The following is a 17912-nucleotide window of genomic DNA, read 5'->3' as shown; positions in this document are numbered from 1 at the left end:
GATCGTCCCGGTGATTCCCTGGCCGCGGTCCCCTGGTTTGGCGCTTGCATCTTGTAGATGACTCCTCGCGCCGGGTTCCGCGTTCCTCTTCTTCCCCGAAGCCACAACAGGAGCGAGTCCTCGAATGCATTCCCCATCTGCAAGACTGGCAACCGGAATCACTGCCGGATGCGCTACCCTTTTTGCTGCCTTGAGCCTTACCGCCTGCCAATCGCAGGCTGATCGTGACGATGCTCGCGCAGCCACACTTCCCACAGCCCGGGTGGCCGCCGCCCAGCGCGGAAGCATCAGCCACGTGTTGACCCTCGCGGGTCAGTTTCAGCCCTACCAGGCGGTGGATGTGCACCCCAAGGTCTCAGGCTACATGCGCACCATCCGCGTGGATATTGGCGACATCGTCAAAGAAGGCCAGACCCTCGCCACCCTTGAAGTCCCTGAACTGAAAGCGCAGCTCCAGCAGACTGTCTTTCAGGTGGATCAGAGCCGCGAGGAGATCACGCGTGCGCAGCACGAGATCAGTCGTGCCGAGGCGCAGCACCAGGCCATACACGGTCAGTTCGGACGCCTGCAGCAGGCCGCCCAGGGCCACCCCGGAATGATCGCCCAGCAGGAGCTCGACAACGCCCGCGCCGGCGACCTTTCCTCTGAAGCACAGGTAGATTCCGCCAAAGCCGCTCTGGCCGCCGCCAAACAGCACCTTGGCGCCGCCCAGGCTGAGAGCTCGCGCGTCGAGGCTCTCCACAACTACACCAACGTGATCGCGCCTATCTCCGGCGTCGTGGTCTGGCGTTACGCGGATACCGGCGCCCTCATCCAGGGCGGCAGCAACTCCAACACGCAGGACCTCCCCATCGTGCGTCTCTCGCAGAGTTCGCTCCTGCGCCTCCGGCTTCCCATTCCCGAAGCCGACGTGCGCTACGTCCATCAGGGCGATGTCATCACCGTGCGCGTGGACGCGGTGAACCGCTCACTGACGGGCAAAGTGGTGCGCTTCACCCGTGAAGTCAGCCCCGATACTCGCACCATGGAAACAGAGATCGACGTTGACAATAAGGATCTGGCGATCGCTCCCGGCATGTATGCCAATGCCATGCTCCGTCTCGCCAGTGTCGACCAGATCGTCACCGTCCCCGTGGAAGCGCTGGTCATCAAAGGCAATGGCCGCGCTGTCTATGTGCTCGATGACTCCAACCACGTGCACATCCGTTCCGTGCAAGCCGGCATTGAAGGAAACAAGCTGGCCGAAATCAAGAGCGGCCTCCAGCCCGGAGAGCGCGTCATCCTGGGCGGACAGGACCACTATCAGGAGGGCGAAGCTGTCAACCCCGTGGTTGCCGAGGAGCCTTCGTCGGAAACACAACAGGAAACCGGGGGCACCATCGACCTCAATGCCGACGAGCAACTCGACAATCAACCGTCCGCACAAGCGCCTGAGGAGCGTCGCGCCGGAAGCGCTGGAGTGCAGCAGCGCAACGCACAACAGTCCGGCGTCAATCAGCCCGACGCCCACCAGCCTCGCGCGCAACACGCAGGCGGAGGTGCCCGCTAATGCCGAAGTTCGCCCTCAAATATCCGTTCTTCATCCTCATGCTATGCCTGGTCGTCGCCCTTGTAGGCACATTCACCGTGGCCAGCATGCCTGTTGACCTGTTCCCCCAAATCGACATGCCGGTCGTTGTTGTCGCTACCTTCTACAACGGCATGCCGCCGCAACAGATCGAGTCCGACATCACCAACACCTTCGAGCGCTTCTTCACCCTCGCAGCCAATGTCGATCACAGCGAATCGCGCTCGCTCACTGGCGTCAGCCTCATCAAGATTTACTTCAAGCCCGGCACTGATCCCAATGTCGCCGTCAGCAACATCGCCAACCTCGCCATGGCCGACCTGCGCCGCCTGCCTCCCGGCACGCTGCCCCCCGTCGTGCTCGGCATGGACGCTTCCACGCAACCCGTCTGCCTGGTCACGCTCAGAGGCCAGGGCCTCGATGAAACCCGCCTGAAGGACCTCGCACAGTTCCAGGTGCGCAACCAGATCTCCAGTGTGCAGGGTGCGTCCGTTCCGCAGCCCTACGGCGGCACTTACCGCCAGATCCAGATCTACGTCGATCCGCTCAAGCTTGAAGCGCATAGTCTCTCGCTCAACGACGTCGTGCAGTCGGTCAACAGCTCCAATCTCATCCTGCCGGCCGGCGACGTGCGCATCGGCTCACGCGACTTCAACATCTACGCCAACTCCCAGTTCCCTGACGCCAAGTCGATGAACTCCATGCCGCTCAAGTCCGTCGGCAATTCCTCGGTCCTTGTGGGCGACATCGGCAAAGCGGTCGACTCCGGCGCCATGCAGTACAACATCGTGCGCATCGACGGGCAGCGCTCCGTCTATGTCCCCATCTTCAAGCAGGGCGGCAATTCCAACACCATTACCATCGTCAACGGCATCAAGGTCGCCGTAAAAAAGCTGGTCGACATCCCCGAATCGCTCAAGACCGACGTCGTCTTCGATCAGTCCGTCTTCGTCAAACTCGCCATCAGCAATGTCGTGCGTGAGGCCGCCATCGGCCTCGTGCTCACCGGCATGATGATCCTCATCTTCCTCGGCAGCCCACGCGCCACCGTCGCTGTTCTGCTCGCCGTCCCGCTCTCCATGATCGTCTGCCTCACCATCGACAACTACATGGGGGGTTCCATCAACACAATGATCCTGGGCGGCCTCGCACTGGTCTTCTCGCGCCTCATCGACAACGGCGTCATCGTGCTTGAAAACATCTTCCGCCACATGGAGGAGGGCGAGCGCGCCTACGTCGCCGCGGAGAAGGGCGGCCAGGAGGTCTCAATGGCGGTGCTCGCCGCCACCTTCACCACCTCCATCGTCTTCTTCCCCGTTACCTTCTTCCACGGCGTCAGCAAATACATCTTCACTCCGCTCGCGCTGGGCGTCGTGCTCTCCATCTTCGCGTCCTACTTCTTCGCCATGACCGTGGTGCCGCTCTACTGCGCCAGGTTCATCAACGTGCACGACGAAGAGGGTGACCACAAGAACAAGAAGACCGGCCTCTTCTCGCGCTTCGATCGCTGGTTCAATACTAAGTTCCAGGCGCTCCTCGACTGGTACGAAGTTCGCGCGTACCGCGCCATGAAGCGGCCCGCGTTCACCGCTGCCGTAATCCTTGGCGCGGTCGCATTGGCGCTCATCGTCAGCTTCCCATTCCTCGGGCGCGCTTACTTCCCGCGCACAGATCCCGGCCAGTTCATCATCAACCTGCGCATGCCTTCCGGCACCCGGCTTGAAGTCAGCAACGACTACGTTGCCAAAGTCGAGCAGGTCATTCGCGAAACCGTCAACCCCGCCGACATGGACATGGTCGTCTCCAACATCGGCGTCTACCCTGACCTCTCCGCCATCTACACCAGCAATGCCAGCATGGACACCGCCTTCGTGCAGACCAGCCTTAAAGAAGGTCACCACATCGGCAGCTACGAATACATGCGGCGCGTGCAACGAAAGCTGTCGCAGCAGATGCCTGAGCTCTCTGCCTACTACCAGGCCGGCGGCCTCGTCGACGCCGTCATCAACCAGGGCCTGCCCGCTCCCATCGACATCCAGATCAAGTCGCAAAACATGGATAACTCCTACCAACTGGCCAGCCAGCTCGCAGCCAAAATCCGTTCCATGCCCAGCGTGCGCAATGTCTACATCCCGCAAAGCCTGGATTATCCCGGCCTCGAGCTGGATATCGATCGCGAACGCGCCAGCCTCGTCGGCCTCAGCACCAAGGACGTCATCGACGACGTCATCACGGCCCTCACCTCCAGCGGCATGGTCGCTCCCAGCTACTGGATCGATCCCCACAGCGGCAACAACTATCTCGTCACCGTCCAGTACGCCAACCACTGGATCAATCACATGTCCATGCAGGATCTCGAAAACATTCCGCTCCATGGCAAGCGTCCCCCCGGCTTCTCACCACTGCAGCCCGCCCGCCAGTCCGGCATCGTACCCGCTTCTCTTGAAGGCTCTTCCGGTGGCGTCATCACGCTCGGCTCTGTTGCTCAAATCCACCAGATCAACACGCCCACTGAGGTCGATCACAACCAGATCCGCCGCGTGATCGATGTGTACGTTTCGCCCAGGGGCGAGGCCCTGCAGAGCATCGGCAAGCAGATCGGCAAACTCCTCGCGCAAACTCACCACGACAAGAACACCGTGCTCTCGGTGCGCGGCGCCGTCGTCAGCATGAACGAGTCGTTCACTGACTTCGGCCTCGGCCTCATCATCGCCATCCTGCTCGTCTACCTGATTCTCATGGCACAGTTCACCTCCTTCCTCGATCCCTTGATCATTCTTATGGCCATCCCGCCGGGTCTCGTCGGCGTCGTGCTTCTGCTTCTCCTCACCGGAAGCACGCTCAACATCATGTCGCTCATGGGCGTGATCATGATGACCGGCATCGTGGTTTCCAACTCCATCCTCATCGTCGAGTTCTCCAACGTCCTCCACAAGCAGGGCCTTCTGCTCCTGCAGGCCACGGTGCAGTCCTGCAAAGTCCGCCTGCGGCCAATCCTCATGACTTCCCTCGCAACTCTCCTGGGCATGATCCCCATGGCCCTCGGCCTTGAAGCCGGCAGCGAGCAGTACGCGCCCCTGGCCCGCGCCATCATCGGCGGGCTGGCCCTCTCGGTCGTCGTCACCATGTTCCTGGTGCCCGCTGTCTATCTCGCCGTTCACGGCCGGCGCCAACCCCACCAGCCCACCGCGGAAGGAGAACTCGCGTGAGCAAGACTTCCCTTCTGCTTTCCATCGCCATGATGTCCACCACCTGCGTCGCGCAGCAGCCCCCAAAGCCGCTGCCCGACGCGCCGCCGCCCAGGCTGCTCGCGCAGACCACCCCTCCCCCCGCCGGCTCGCAACCCAATGCGCCGGCCGCCCCCACACCATCACCCAACGGTCCCAGGCTCACACTCGCCGAGGCCGAAAAGATCGCCCTCGCCCACAACCCCAACGTCTCCATCGCGCACCTGCTTCAGCTCGCGTCCGCGCAGGTCACGCGCGAGACTCGCGCCAGCGAATTGCCCCTGGCTGACGCCGACATCACCGCCGTCGCCGCTCATGACAATTCCCGCCTCACCGCCGGCGCGCTCAACAATCCCGTCGTCTATGACCGCGCAGCCGCCGGACTCACCGTGCGCCAGCTCATTACCGACTTCGGCCGCACCCACAACCTCATCAAAAACTCCCAGTCCAATTCCAAAGCCCAGCTTGAAAACGAGCGCGCCACCCTCGCCGACATCACCCTCGCCGTCGATCAGGCTTTCTACCAGGCGCTCACCGCACAGCAGATCCTCAAGGTGGCGCAGCAGACCGTCAAAACTCGCCAGGCCACCGGCGAACAGATCGGCGCGCTCACAAAGCAGAGCCTCCGCTCCACTCTCGACCTCAGCCTCGCCAACGTGCAGGTCTCCCAGGCCCGGCTCCTCGTTCTCGACGCGCAAAACTCCGCGCAAGCCGGCATGGCTGAGCTCAACGCCATCCTCGGCTCGGATGCTTACCAGCAGTACGATCTGGTCGACGAAACTCCTCACTCGCCCCAGGCCGCCCCCGCCAATACGGAAGAACTGGTGCGGCTCGCTCTCCGCGCACGCCCTGACCTTGCCGCGCTGCATGATCAGGCCCTCGGCGCCAGGCAGTTCGCCTCCGCCGAGCACGATCTCACCCGGCCCACCATTTCCGCGCTCGCCGCCGCCGGCGGCACTCCGGTTCGCGCCGATCAGATTCAATCCTCCTGGTACGGCGCAGCCGGAGCCAACATCTCCATTCCCCTGTTCAACGGGTTCGCATACTCCGCCCGCGCCAAAGAGGCCGACCTGCGCGCTCAGGCGGCCTCGGAGCGCGTTCGCAATCTGCAGGACATCGTCGCCCGCGACGTGCGCCGCGACGTCCTCAACGCACAGATCGCCTTCCAGCGCATCGGCGTGTCCCAGCAGCTCCTCGATCAGGCGAACAATGCCCTCGAACTCGCGCAGGCTCGCTACCAGGTCGGCCTCAGCGGCATCGCTGACCTCACCCAGGCCCAGCTCGCCCAGACTCAGGCCGAAATCGGCTATGCCAATGCCCGATATACCTACCAGACCGCATTGGCTGAGTTACGATTCCAGACCGGGCAATAACAAGCAACGCCTGCCAAAGCGCCTCCGCCCACCCACCGGCGGAGGCGCTTTTTTGCCTGGATGCAGACATTCAGGTCGAACTTGCCGAAGCTCGTTGACAACGCTTTTCCAAGGGTGTAGACAAAACAAAAAGCTCGCGCAATTACACCGGGTTCCCAGTTGCTATGTCCTCGAAGCCACAACGGCCCAGTGGCGTTTTCCTCGAGAAAACGCCACCTTAAACTCAAGCCGGCAAGGATACAGGAACTGTGAAACCGGTCTATAGTGCACCGTTCGCGCCGTATTCCCCCCCCGTTTCGGCCCGACTGGAAACGTGCACCCGGATTACTGTGCTCAACCGCCCTCTCTTGACCAACGCCCCCGCGTTGCGCCAGGAACCTAAAAAGGAGCGCTGATATGCGTCAGCATCTACTCTGGCCTGGCTTCACACCCAGGTTTGCACTGTTATCAGCTTTCTTGATTGCCGGTTCTCTCGCGTGCCGCGCCCAGGCGGGTGAAAAACAGCCCGTTGACCAGGCGACACTGCAGGCCCTGGTCGACCGCGTCACGCAGCTCGAAGCCCGCGTTCATCAGCTCGAGGCCGCGCATACGCCGGAGACAGCCGTCTGCAGTCCCGCCGCCGCCCCCGCGGTTCAGAGCCACTCCATCGCATCCGCCGTGCCCCCCCTTGCCCCCGCGAGCTCCGGCCTCAACCATCACTCCCAGCCTGAACCGCAGCAGGAAGCCGAGCAGCCCCAGGCGGAACCCACAGTCATGGACGAGCAAATGGATGTAAGCAAAACTTTACTGCGTATCCGTGGGTTCGGAGATGTTTCTCTTCAAGGAGACACACAGAAGAACAGTGCGACAGCCTTTACCCTCGGACAACTGGATCTGTTCGTCACTTCTGACGTGTCGGAGAAATTTCGATTCCTGAGTGAAATTGTGTTTGAAGGCAGCCAGGACAACATCTACGGCAAACCCACCGGCTCGGTGAACGACTTCGCCGTAGATGTGGAGCGATATCTGCTGCAATACTCGCTCAACAACTACTTCAGGCTGTCTCTCGGCCGCGGCCACACCGCCATCGGCTACTACAACAACGCTTATCACCACAGCACATGGATGCAGACCACAGCCGACCGCCCGTACCTGTTCGAGTTTGAAGACAGCGGCGGCATCCTCCCTGTTCACATAGTGGGCGCCTCGGCCAGCGGATCATTGCCCTCGGGACAGCTCGGCCTGCACTACGTCGCAGAAATCGGCAATGGCCGCGAATCGCGAAACCCCTTCGTCAATGATCCCGTGGAGAACGTCATTGCCGATCAGGATCACAAAGCCTTCAACCTCGCCGTGTTTGCCCGTCCGGAGTCCTTACACGGCTTTCAGACCGGCGTCTCCGTTTATCGGGATGTGCTTGTGCCCACCGGTGCTCCCAAAATCGGCGAGACCATCGTGGCTGCTCACGCTGTGCTGATTCGTCCCAAGTACGAATTCTTGACTGAAGCGGTGCTGGACCGGCACGCCCCGCACGGTAGCTCCACGGTCTTCCATACTCCCGGCTTTTACACCCAGTTCTCGCGCCAGTATGGACAATACCGCCCCTACTTCCGTTACGAGTATCTCAATGCACCTCGAAACGAGCCCGTTTTCCCCGATGTGGGCCTGAGGCACGGACCCCTCGCTGGCGTGCGATTCGATGCAAATGAATCCGTGGCCCTCAAATTCCAGTACAACTACAACATGTTGCGTGACCAGCCGTCGGTACACACCTTTACAGGCCAGGTCGGATTTACCTTCTGATGAGATTGGTATCCATGAGACGCGTGGCCAAATGGCTGGTTCTGCTGGCATGCGTGCTTTGGCCTGCGATTCAGCCGGCCGGCATGCCGCATCCCGCCAGCGCCCCCGCATCGGCCGATCAGACCTTCGGCACTGAGCCGCTCGCGATCGTCGTGAATCGGTCGAACCCCGTTGATGAGCTGTCGATGCCCGAACTGCGAGCCATCTTCCTGGGCTCGCGCGGTCATTGGTCCACCGGACGCCGTGTCACCCTGGTCATGCGCGACATCGACGCCCCCGAACGCTCCGTCATCCTCCGCGACGTATGCGGAATGACCGAACAGCAGTTCAGGACTCACTTCGTCAGGGGGCTGTACAACGGCGAGATTCTGATCTCGCCCAAAATTCTTGCCTCCGATACCGGGGTGCGTCGATTCATCTTCAACGTGCCCGGAGCCATCGGCTACCTGCGGCTCAGCGAAGTGGATTCCTCGGTGAAGGCGTTGCGCATCGATGAGCACCGGCCCGGAGACAAGGAATACAAGCTCAGAGCGCCCATCCAGGCGGGAAACTAGATGCGTACCTTGAGCAGCAGATCGGAGCAATCAGAGCGCCCCCACGCGATCGGCCCGGTCACCAGGCTCCTGAATGCCGTCTCCCGCCAAAACAAGTTCGTGCTCATCTTCTCGCTTTGCTCCGGCGTCGCTATCATCGGCATCCTGGTGCTCCGCGACATGCGGGCAGCAAACTCGGAAGCCCGCCAGATGTACACCCGCTCAGTCCACGGTCTCAGACGCATTGGGGAAGTGCAGTATGAGGCGCAGGAAACACGGCGATGCACGTTGTACGCCTTGACCACCGCCGACAGTAATCTCCAGGTGAAATATGCTGACCAGTCGCGCGACGCGGATCAGGAGGTGAAGAACGGCATCAAGGAGTTTCGTGAACGCGCCAGTACCCAATACGAACAGCAGCTTGGAACCCGGCTGGAGGAGGAATGGACCCGCTACCTGAATGTCCGCGACGAAGTCCTGGCGCTGATCCTCGAAGGAAGCATTCCCGAAGCCGTGCGCATGGATCTCTCCAACGGTGTGCCTGCCTTTGAACGCGTGCGCCAGGACTTGCTTGAAGTGCAGCGTCTCTACGATCAGGACGCCTCTCGAAGGCAGGCTAATCTCGCTGAGTCCTCCCGATGGTCCTCCATCAAGCTCATCGGCATCCTCGGCTCCACGTTTCTGGTCGCTTCGTTCTCCGTGATCATCATTCAACGCAGCAGAGCGCTGAATGCAATCCAGCTCACGAGGTTGCAGATGGAGTTTGTGGCCTCCATGTCCCACGAGCTGCGCACCCCGCTCGCGGTGCTCAACATCGCCGCGGATAATCTTGCCGATGGCATAGTCACCATCCCTGATGCGGTGGTTCGCTATGGCGGTATCGTCCGCAGACAGAGCCGGAACATGACCGAATTGGTCGACCGCATTCTCATGTTCGCCTCCACTGAGGACCGCCGTCTGCATCAGACGCTGGAACCATTGAACGTGTCCGCCGTCCTCGCGGAAATCGTTGGCACCCTCGAGTCACGCATCCGGGATGCCGGCTTCTCCATGACAGAAAACATTGAACCCGGGCTCCCGCCTGTACTCGGCAATCGCGTGGCGATTGCGCAGTGCCTGAACAGCCTCATCGACAACGCGATGAAATACAGCGGTGCGTCGCGCGACATAGAGCTTCGCGCGGCGGCTGCCGCCAGCCCGGGCAAGTCGGCTTCGGAACTGCAAATCACCGTCGTCGACCGGGGCACGGGCATCGACCCCTCGGACATGCCGAAAATCTTCGAGCCGTTTTACCGCAGTCCACGCGTACAGGCAGCACAGATTCACGGTACTGGGCTCGGCCTGTCCCTGGCGCGAAGAATGGCCGAATCCATGGGTGGCAAGCTCTCGGCCAGGAGCGAGCCGGGCCGTGGCAGCGCCTTCACTCTGCATCTCAACTTTGCTGCGGAACGCGACGACGAACAAGACGAAGAGATAATAGAGGATCAGACGGAGGTGCCGCGTGGGAAGAAGGATTCTTCTCGTGGAGGATGAGAAAGAGCTGTGCATGGCTCTCGGTGACCGTCTCCAGAGCCAGGGCTATGTTGTGGAGATCGCCAGCGATGGGATCGAAGCCATTGATAAGCTGACCTCCACCACGTTCGACCTGGCGATCGTCGACATCATGCTGCCCTTTCGCAATGGCCTCGAGGTCTGCGCCGAAATTCGCCGCTCAGGAATTTCGGTCCCCATCATCATCCTCACCGCCCGAAGTCAGATATCGGACAAGATCGCTGGCCTGAAAGTCGGTGCTGACGATTACATGTGCAAACCCTTTGACGCTCTGGAACTGATGGCGCGGGTTGAAGCGCAGTTGCGACGCCCTCCGCAGCGCATTGGAAACGCCGGGCATACTCCGCCACACATCCATCTCATAGGAACGAACATCCTTGACACCAGCAGAAGCCGGGTGACGCGCAACGGCGAGAAAGTAAACCTGACGGTGAAGGAGTACCAGCTCCTCTGCTACCTCGCCGAGCACCGCGGCAAAACAATCTCGCGCGAAGACCTGCTATCGCAGGTATGGGGGCAGAAGATTGACACCCTCACTCGCACCGTCGATGTGCACGTCGCCAGCCTTCGCCAAAAGCTCGAGGAAACTCCGAAAGCTCCGGAGTTGATTCTGACGGTTCCAGGCGCTGGATATAAGTTGGCGTTGAATCCTCAAGATAGTGCGGCTCAGCCCTACAACGCGTGATCACCGGAATCTAGTCTAATGAGCCTTCAGCGCGGCCATCGCTCGCTTGTGCAGTTCTTCCGAGTACCATGCAGGGCTGAACTCCTCCAGCAATTCGAACACTTCCTCGAGCACGTTCTTCGGGTCGGAAAGCTCAGCCGTGCCTGGCTCCGATGAGATCAAGTGCAAACCTTGTCCGTACACTTCTTTTGAGTCCATACTTTCCTTCCTCTCCCCGTTCTGCCCGTAAGCGCGATCCGCCAACTGCTTCATGGAGATTTCAATTAACACATTGGCACACACTGACACACGCCGAGTGTAAAAACTTGTAAGGTGCACGGCTCTGTGGTAACGCGGAACACGCGCGGCGCGGTAATCAACACTGTGACGGATCAAGAGCTCATGCAGAGGATCAACCTTGATCTACCCGTCGTCTCGCCCGCCCGGCTCAAGCGGCATCTTGCCGCTGGGAAGATACACCTCGAACGTCGCGCCGCTGCGGCCCGCCTGTTCTGACGATCGGAATCGAATGTTCCCGTGATGCCGCGCGATCAACCGCCGTGAAACCCAGAGCCCCAGCCCCGACCCCTTCAGTTCCTTGGTCGTGAAAAACGGATCGAAGATCCGTTCCTTCACCACTTCCGGTATGCCCGGACCGCGATCGTGGATCATCACGCGCGTCCCCACTCCGCCATTGCGATGAATTGCGCGCACCCGTACCACAACCTCCGAACCGGCCGGCGCCGCTTCGGTCGCATTGCGCACCAGGTTGCCAAACACCTGTGCGAGCTGCCCCGGAAACCCATGCACGGGCGGCGACGGGCGCGCATCGATCATCAACTTCACCCGCTTCCCCGCAGCCGACGACTCGTAGAGCGCTACAACATCGCGCAGCAGCTTGCACACGTCGACGGCCACCGGACTCTGTGTGTCGCGATGGAACGCCAGTGTCTGCCGCGTGATCCGCGCAATCCGATCCAGCTCCGTCGCTGCTGTCGCCAGATGATCGTGGATGGCGTTGACGCTGTTAGACGCCTGCGCAAGAAAAATTAAATTTGTGACTGCCTCCAGCGGATTGTTGATCTCGTGCGCAATGGCGTTCGCAAGCTTCCCGGTAGCAGCCAGCTTCTCCGCCGTGCGCATCGCATAGTCAGCCAGCTTGCGATCCGTAATGTCCGAGACGATCAGAATCTTCTCCGGCCCCTCCCCTTCATGCCCAATCGCGCCCACCGAAAGCTGCACGCTGCGATTTGACATCGCGATCTCGCCGCTGTAACGCTCCTGCCCACTCACGAGCTTGTCTTTCCCGGCAACCGCGGCAAAGTACGCCAGCGGATCCTTCCCCGCTTCCGGCCGAAAACCATGGCCGCAGATCTCTGCGAAGGCGCTGTTCCAGCGAATCAGCCTGTTCTCCGCATCCAGAATCGCCAGCCCTTCTGAGAGTGAATTGAAGGTGGTCTCCCACTGCTTGGCAGTGTCGCGCGCCGTCGCTTCGGCAACCCGCAACCGAAGCAACGCCCGCACCGTCGCCACCAGCACCATTCGATCGATGGGATGCGTGAGGTATCCGTCTGCGCCGGCGTCCAGCGCGCGCACCCGGTCGTCCGGCGAAATGAACGAAGCCGAAATCTGCAGAATCGGAATCGAACCCGTCCGCGGATTCTGCTTGATTCTGCTGCACACTTCATACCCGGATACATCCGGCAGCCGCACATCGAGAATAATCAGGTCCGGTTGCGTCTCCGCCAACTCCAGCGCCCTCGCGCCGGTACCGGCCTCCATGCACTCGTATCCCGCTCCGCTCAGCACCCGCCCTAATACGTAACGGTTCTCTTCGCGATCATCGGCAATCAGAATTCGGGGTTTTTGCAAGTCAGGCATGTCGTTCCCGCGCAGACGATTCGGGTGCGAGCCCGTTGGACCTGATCCATTCCAGGAATGGCTGTGCGGAGAGCCGCGTGGATACGTCCTCCTTCCGAACGGTCGCGGCCTTCCATGCTTCCAGCTGCGCTCTCTCCGTGTCTGTCAGCGGCTTCGATGTATAAATCAGTACAGGCAGGTCGGCAGTCTCCGCCCTCCCACGCAGCTCACGCAGAATATCGAACCCGCTCAGATCCGGCATCAGCAGATCGAGAATCATCGCGTCGGGCAGCCCTTCCTCCAGGCACGCCAGCGCTTCTCTGCCGTTTGAAGCCTCCTGTATCTGCAGCCACGGCTGGCACAGCAGTTCGCGCAAAATGTAGCGCGATACCTCGTTGTCATCCACCAGCAGCAGCTTCCGCGTGCCGCCTGCCAGCGTCAGCCTGCGCAGTTCGCCCAGCAGCACCTCGCGATCCAGCGGCTTCGGCAGAAACACCGCCGCACCGTGCGCTGCCGCAAACTCGCCTTCATCGCTGCCGCTGGTCACAAGAATAGGAACATGCGCGTGGTCTTCTCGCAGCCGATCCAGAAAGTCCCATGCAAGTTCGTCCCCAACGTAAACATCCACCACCACGGCAGCCGGCGTATGGCGAACTGTCCACGCGTCCGCCTGAGAAATGGTTCGCGCCAGAATTGCCTGAAACTCGGTATTGCGCAGCGCCGACTCGAACACCATCGCCGCCTCTTCGCTGTCTTCGAGATACAGAACCGGCGTGCGATGAAACTCCGGCGCAGGCAGTGCCGCCAGATCTCCCGCCTCAAGCGCTTCCCCCACATACGTAGCCGGAATCGTAAGACAGAACGTCGAGCCGCGCCCCGGCTCGCTATCGAGATCGATGTGACCGCCCAGCAGCACCGCCAGATTGCGACACAATGGCAGCCCCAGCCCCGTTCCGCGGTGCCGCTCCTGCAACGGGTTCTCCACCTGCGAGAACTCCTTGAAAATGTTCTCGTGGTGCTCCTTCGGAATACCGATCCCGGTATCCGCCACCGCAAATTGAATCCGGCCGTCCTGCAGTTCCTTCGCCGATACCGTCACTGATCCCGACGGAGTAAACTTCAGCGCATTCGAAATCAGGTTGCGCAGAATCTGCGAGACCTTGCCCTCATCCGTATGCAATGAAGACAACTCGCGCGAATCGTCAAAAACCAGGTCCACTGAAGTGTTATCCGCAAGCAGCGGCTTCAACATGCCTTTCAGCGCGCTGAACAGCTCATGCACATCGAACCGCTTGGCCCGCATGCGCACCTTGCCGGCTTCCACCTTCGCCAGATCGAGAAGATCATTGACCATCTCCTGCAGGTCGCGCGCAGACGATTCGATATATCTCACCTGCTTCAACTGTTCCGGCGTCAGTTCCCCGTCAATGCGGTCCATCAACATTCGCGCCAGGGAGACAATCGAATTCAGCGGCGTGCGGAACTCATGCGAAACGTTCGATAAAAACTTGGTCTTCAGCTCCGAGGCCCGGCGCAGATAATCCGCCCGCTCGTCCAGCTCCGCATACAGCGCGACCACTCCGCGATTGGTGTCTTCCAGCTCGCGATTCAACAGCTCCAGTTCTTCCTGCCTTGAGCGCAGCTCCTGCAGCGTCTTCAGCAGTTCCTGGTTCTGCGCCTCGATCTCTGCGTACGGACTGTCCGGCGCCCGCGCCTGTAGATCGCGCTGCACATCGGCAACCAGGCGCGGCGTCCAGTCGTTTCCGCGTCTGAGGGCATGCTTCGACATTCGCACCGTCGTGCCTTGCCCGGTGGACTCGATTTCAAACTCGTCCATCAGCCGCTTGGTGCCGATGATCCCCATCCCCAGTCCGGTCTCGGATCGATAACGGCCCGCGAAGATCTCGTCCAGGTTCGCTATCCCCGAGCCGATGTCCGTCACCACCACTTCCAGACGCTTCGGCTCTTCCGTATGAACCAGGAAGCTGACCTTTCCGTTCTTCGCGTAACGGAAAGCATTGCGCGCCATCTCTGATGTCGCTGTCGCCAGACGGATCTGGTCCTGATTATCCAGACCAAAAGCAGCCGCCAGTTCGCGCGCGCGCTGCCGCGCAAGCACCACATCGCGTTCCGTCCGCAGGATCAGTTGGTGGAGAGAGACCGGCATCGCCTTACGCCGCCTTGATCACAATCACGCTTGCATCATCACGCTGCCGCCTGAAATCGCGCAGCAGCGCCCCGCCGATGACCGCCGGGTGCCTGGCCACCAATCCCGCATACGACCCCAGATCCCAGCGCGTCTGCACGCCATCCGAATGCAAAACCACCATCGCCCCCGGCATCCATTCGAATTGGAATTCCTGCATCCGCGACACCGTAGCCCCGAGCGTTCCGTTGTGCGACACCATGTTCTTCGAGGCCTCCCCGTTGACCAGCACGGCCGAAATGTTTCCCACTCCCGAATACGTCAGCCGACGCTCTTTGGGCCGGATCTCCACCACCGCCCCCACCGCTCCTCGCGTCTTGCGCAGCGCATCGTGAATCGCTCCCAGCAGAGCCGCCGGCGGCAGATGAACGTTCTTCTGGAACGTCGCAATCGACTCCTGCGCAGCTTCCGCCGCTCCCCAGCCATGGCCAAGCCCGTCGGTCAGCAGCACCACCGTTCGGTCCTTTTCGCGATGGCAAAACCAGCCGTCGCCGCACACCCGCTCCCCCGGATACGGAACCGCCATGCCCGCGATCTTCAGGTCGCTCTCCGGCTCCGCCCTGCCAACTCCCACCATGACAATAGTGCCCTTGTTCCCGGTGAAGATCTCGAACTCCGTGGCCATACGCTTCATGGCCCCCAAGCCTGCACCCATGGTGCCGGCAGTCGAGTAGCCGTCGCTCATGGCACGTGTCACATCTGCAATGCCGGGCCCCTGGTCCATCGCCAGAATGCGCGCCAGAGGACCGTCGCCGTCCCTCACCCCGGACAAAATCACCTGGCCTCCGCCTCCGTGCACCAGCACGTTGCGTGACACCTCGGTCGCCAGCAACGACAGCTCTCCTGAGCGTGTCTGATCCATGCCCAGCCGATGTCCCAGCGTCATCGCGGCGCGCCTCACCTCGCCCACCGAACTGGCGTCCGTCACACACACGAACTCCGTCAGAGCTACTTCCATCGAATCACCGTAATCTTTGTCCCTTTTCCTACTTCTGATTCGATGCTGAATTCGTTCACCAGGCGTTTGCTTCCGCCCAGCCCCAGACCCATCCCGTTCCCCGTGGTGAAACCGTCCTTCAAGGCCTGTTGTATGTCCGCAATCCCCGGCCCTTGGTCTTCGAAAATCAGGCGCAGACCTGACTTGGAGCCGTTTACCAGCAACTCCATAGTCATCTCTCCGCCCTTGCCGTGATCCAGCGCGTTGCGCGCCAGCTCACTGGCGGCCGTCACCAGTTTGGTCTGATCCACCAGGCTGAACTTCAACTCCGTTGCCCACTGGCGCACCTTCTGCCGCGCCAGAACCACGTCGTTGGAGTTCTTCAGCAGCTGCATATCACGCTTGAGAACGTTCATCGGCAGCCTCGCCAGGGGACTGTGAAACCGCGCTCATCAGCAGTTCCATCCCCGCTTCCACACTCAACGCGGTGCGCACGCCTGGCAGAGACATGCCCAGTTCTACCAGCGTGATCGCCACCGCGGGCTGCATCCCTACCACCACCGTCTCCGCGCCCAGCACCCGCGACATGGCGGCGATATTCGCCAGCATCCTGCCGATAAATGAGTCCACAATCTCCAGCGACGAAATGTCAATCAGCACGCCGGTCGATCCGAAATCCGAAATGCGCTGCGCCACGTCATCTTGCAACTGCAGCGCCAGCCGGTCATGCATGTCCACTTGGATGGTGATCAGCAACAGTGGCCCCATCCGGAGTACAGGAATCCGTTCCATTTAGTCCTCCCGCCCTCTCAGAATCGTTGCCAGCGGATTCGCCGCTGCCGCCCCGCTCACCCTCACCACGGCTCGCCCGCTGCGTTGCAGCGCCAGCCCAAACGCATCCGACAACTTCGCCTTCGTCACCACGTCCTCGAGGTTGATTCCCAGGTGCACAATCGTCTGCGCAATCTGCGGACGCACGCCGCTGATAATGCACTCCGCTCCCATCAGGCGCGCCGCCGTGATCGTTTTCAATAGATGCTGCGCTACCAGCGTGTCCACCGTCGGCACACCCGTGATGTCGATAATCGCGAACTTCGAATTGGTCGCCACCACCGTCTGCAGCAGGCTCTCCATCACCACCTGCGTCCGCGAGCTGTCCAGCGTCCCGATAATCGGCAGCGCCAAAATACCGTCCCACAGCTTCACCACCGGAGTCGACAACTCCAGCAGCTCCTGCTGCTGACGGTTAATCAGCTCTTCGCGCGTCGACATGAACGTCTCGGCCGTGAACAGCGCCAAACGGTCCAGCAGTTCCGTTGCCGCAAACACCGCCTCAAACGCCCGGTTCGTGTCCGCTGAAAACTTGGCCCGGACGCTGCTAAACAGCGGCTGCTTGAGTGACAGCACAAACATGGCTACTTCCGACGGCGAAAAACCCTGCCGCGCACGCGACGCAGAAATCTCCCGAAGCAGGTCCCGCGCCGCGTCCCACCCGCTGTCCTCAATCCTGCTCGGACCACTGGTGCGAATGCCCCTCGCTATGGCGTCCAGTATCGACCGGGACTGCTCCTCGAGCTCCGCTTTGCTCATCAGATCCGCCCGCTGAACGGTGCCCGCCATGTTGGCGATCCAGTCTGCTCGAATCGACTCCGCGTTCTGAGAAATGACCTCAGCGAGATCGTTCATCAATGTCTCCTTACTCGTTTGTAGATGGGGATGCAGAAACCTGCTTGTGTAAGTTCAATGGCCGACACAGAATCGTCCGCAAGCGAGATAGAGGCCGAACCCTGCAGCGCGTCTCAGGATACTAGCTGGGCCAGGGTTTCGCGAAATGCTTCCACGCCCTGCCACTTCGAGACAAAGTGCTTGATCTTGAACAGATCGCATATCGTCCGATGCTCTTCCACAACCGACCAGACGATGACCGGGATACTCGCAAGCTCCGGCGTCGAATGCCAGAACCGGAGGAGCTCAAACCCGCTCTCCATGCCGAAATCCAGATCCAGAACGATCGCCTCCGGAAGCGGCGCCTCGCCCTTCAGGCCTCTCTCAAGATAAGCTCTTGCGGCCTGAACCGAATTCCTCGTCTGGATGTCCTCAATTCCGAGCGACCGTGCCACATTCATTGCGGTAATCAAGTCCTTGGACTCATCGTCCACAAGCAGTAGGCGTTTCACGGAATCTCCTCCAGACCGGCGTAGGTAGGGTTCGA

At 60.9% G+C, this 17912-nt stretch carries 15 protein-coding genes; 7 read left to right on the top strand and 8 right to left on the bottom strand.

Going from position 1 to position 17912, the window contains the following annotated elements; all coding sequences use genetic code 11:
* The first annotated feature begins 124 nt into the window (after window positions 1-124).
* The 7 genes from VGL22_RS04780 (at window position 125) to VGL22_RS04750 (ending at window position 10718) form a co-directional block, all read left to right on the top strand.
* A complete protein-coding gene (locus tag VGL22_RS04780) occupies window positions 125-1549 on the top strand; it encodes an efflux RND transporter periplasmic adaptor subunit (protein WP_465265750.1) in 1425 nt (474 codons plus the stop codon).
* Entirely contained in the window at window positions 1549-4776 is a 3228-nt protein-coding gene (locus VGL22_RS04775; RefSeq protein WP_465265749.1) for an efflux RND transporter permease subunit, read from the top strand. The genes VGL22_RS04780 and VGL22_RS04775 overlap by 1 nt, the downstream gene beginning before the upstream one ends.
* A complete protein-coding gene (locus VGL22_RS04770; protein WP_465265748.1) occupies window positions 4773-6167 on the top strand; it encodes a TolC family protein in 1395 nt (464 codons plus the stop codon). The genes VGL22_RS04775 and VGL22_RS04770 overlap by 4 nt, the downstream gene beginning before the upstream one ends.
* A gap of 396 nt (window positions 6168-6563) precedes the next feature.
* Entirely contained in the window at window positions 6564-7949 is a 1386-nt protein-coding gene (locus VGL22_RS04765; RefSeq protein ID WP_465265747.1) for a hypothetical protein, read from the top strand.
* Between the two features lie 14 nt (window positions 7950-7963).
* Window positions 7964-8503, top strand: coding sequence for a type 2 periplasmic-binding domain-containing protein (locus VGL22_RS04760; protein ID WP_465265746.1), 540 nt, complete (start codon window positions 7964-7966; stop codon window positions 8501-8503).
* Window positions 8504-10015 carry a sensor histidine kinase gene (locus VGL22_RS04755; RefSeq protein WP_465265745.1) on the top strand — a complete coding sequence of 504 codons (1512 nt, stop codon included), beginning with the start codon at window positions 8504-8506 and terminating at the stop codon, window positions 10013-10015.
* A 13-nt stretch (window positions 10016-10028) separates the two neighbouring features.
* Window positions 10029-10718 (top strand): response regulator transcription factor, encoded by a 690-nt coding sequence (locus tag VGL22_RS04750; protein WP_465265744.1) that lies wholly within the window; start codon window positions 10029-10031, stop codon window positions 10716-10718.
* A 15-nt stretch (window positions 10719-10733) separates the two neighbouring features.
* Here VGL22_RS04750 and VGL22_RS04745 read toward each other — a convergent pair whose 3' ends face one another.
* The 8 genes from VGL22_RS04745 to VGL22_RS04710 all read right to left on the bottom strand — a co-directional run.
* Window positions 10734-10970 (bottom strand): hypothetical protein, encoded by a 237-nt coding sequence (locus tag VGL22_RS04745; protein ID WP_465265743.1) that lies wholly within the window; start codon window positions 10968-10970, stop codon window positions 10734-10736.
* A 150-nt stretch (window positions 10971-11120) separates the two neighbouring features.
* The gene (locus tag VGL22_RS04740; protein ID WP_465265742.1) at window positions 11121-12578 is read right to left on the bottom strand and encodes an ATP-binding response regulator; all 1458 of its coding nucleotides are present in this window, start codon (window positions 12576-12578) and stop codon (window positions 11121-11123) included.
* Complete coding sequence (locus tag VGL22_RS04735; RefSeq protein ID WP_465265741.1) at window positions 12571-14724, bottom strand: ATP-binding protein; 2154 nt, start codon at window positions 14722-14724, stop codon at window positions 12571-12573. The genes VGL22_RS04740 and VGL22_RS04735 overlap by 8 nt, the downstream gene beginning before the upstream one ends.
* A 4-nt stretch (window positions 14725-14728) precedes the next feature.
* Entirely contained in the window at window positions 14729-15721 is a 993-nt protein-coding gene (locus VGL22_RS04730) for a SpoIIE family protein phosphatase (protein WP_465265740.1), read from the bottom strand.
* Entirely contained in the window at window positions 15712-16116 is a 405-nt protein-coding gene (locus VGL22_RS04725) for an anti-sigma regulatory factor (protein ID WP_465265739.1), read from the bottom strand. Before VGL22_RS04725 ends, VGL22_RS04730 begins: the two co-directional genes overlap by 10 nt.
* Window positions 16097-16492, bottom strand: coding sequence for an STAS domain-containing protein (locus VGL22_RS04720; protein WP_465265738.1), 396 nt, complete (start codon window positions 16490-16492; stop codon window positions 16097-16099). The genes VGL22_RS04725 and VGL22_RS04720 overlap by 20 nt, the downstream gene beginning before the upstream one ends.
* A complete protein-coding gene (locus VGL22_RS04715) occupies window positions 16493-17386 on the bottom strand; it encodes an STAS domain-containing protein (RefSeq protein WP_465265737.1) in 894 nt (297 codons plus the stop codon).
* A gap of 113 nt (window positions 17387-17499) precedes the next feature.
* On the bottom strand, window positions 17500-17912 hold a 413-nt coding region (locus tag VGL22_RS04710; protein ID WP_465265736.1), incomplete at its 5' end, for a response regulator.

The organism is Occallatibacter sp., from assembly GCF_036502485.1.
Classification (GTDB): Bacteria; Acidobacteriota; Terriglobia; order Terriglobales; family Acidobacteriaceae; genus Telmatobacter.
The sequence above is the reverse complement of the archived record's forward strand: the minus strand, read 5'-3'. Positions and strand labels throughout refer to the sequence as shown.

What these genes read in the sequence shown, in the direction of transcription:
- VGL22_RS04750 (WP_465265744.1), top strand. Translation starts at nt 10,029, where the DNA reads ATGGCTCTCGGTGACCGTCTCCAGAGCCAGGGCTATGTTGTGGAGATC.
- VGL22_RS04725 (WP_465265739.1), bottom strand. Translation starts at nt 16,116, where the DNA reads ATGAACGTTCTCAAGCGTGATATGCAGCTGCTGAAGAACTCCAACGAC.
- VGL22_RS04760 (WP_465265746.1), top strand. Translation starts at nt 7,964, where the DNA reads ATGAGACGCGTGGCCAAATGGCTGGTTCTGCTGGCATGCGTGCTTTGG.
- VGL22_RS04755 (WP_465265745.1), top strand. Translation starts at nt 8,504, where the DNA reads ATGCGTACCTTGAGCAGCAGATCGGAGCAATCAGAGCGCCCCCACGCG.
- VGL22_RS04720 (WP_465265738.1), bottom strand. Translation starts at nt 16,492, where the DNA reads ATGGAACGGATTCCTGTACTCCGGATGGGGCCACTGTTGCTGATCACC.
- VGL22_RS04715 (WP_465265737.1), bottom strand. Translation starts at nt 17,386, where the DNA reads ATGAACGATCTCGCTGAGGTCATTTCTCAGAACGCGGAGTCGATTCGA.
- VGL22_RS04775 (WP_465265749.1), top strand. Translation starts at nt 1,549, where the DNA reads ATGCCGAAGTTCGCCCTCAAATATCCGTTCTTCATCCTCATGCTATGC.
- VGL22_RS04735 (WP_465265741.1), bottom strand. Translation starts at nt 14,724, where the DNA reads ATGCCGGTCTCTCTCCACCAACTGATCCTGCGGACGGAACGCGATGTG.
- VGL22_RS04765 (WP_465265747.1), top strand. Translation starts at nt 6,564, where the DNA reads ATGCGTCAGCATCTACTCTGGCCTGGCTTCACACCCAGGTTTGCACTG.
- VGL22_RS04745 (WP_465265743.1), bottom strand. Translation starts at nt 10,970, where the DNA reads ATGAAGCAGTTGGCGGATCGCGCTTACGGGCAGAACGGGGAGAGGAAG.
- VGL22_RS04730 (WP_465265740.1), bottom strand. Translation starts at nt 15,721, where the DNA reads ATGGAAGTAGCTCTGACGGAGTTCGTGTGTGTGACGGACGCCAGTTCG.
- VGL22_RS04780 (WP_465265750.1), top strand. Translation starts at nt 125, where the DNA reads ATGCATTCCCCATCTGCAAGACTGGCAACCGGAATCACTGCCGGATGC.
- VGL22_RS04740 (WP_465265742.1), bottom strand. Translation starts at nt 12,578, where the DNA reads ATGCCTGACTTGCAAAAACCCCGAATTCTGATTGCCGATGATCGCGAA.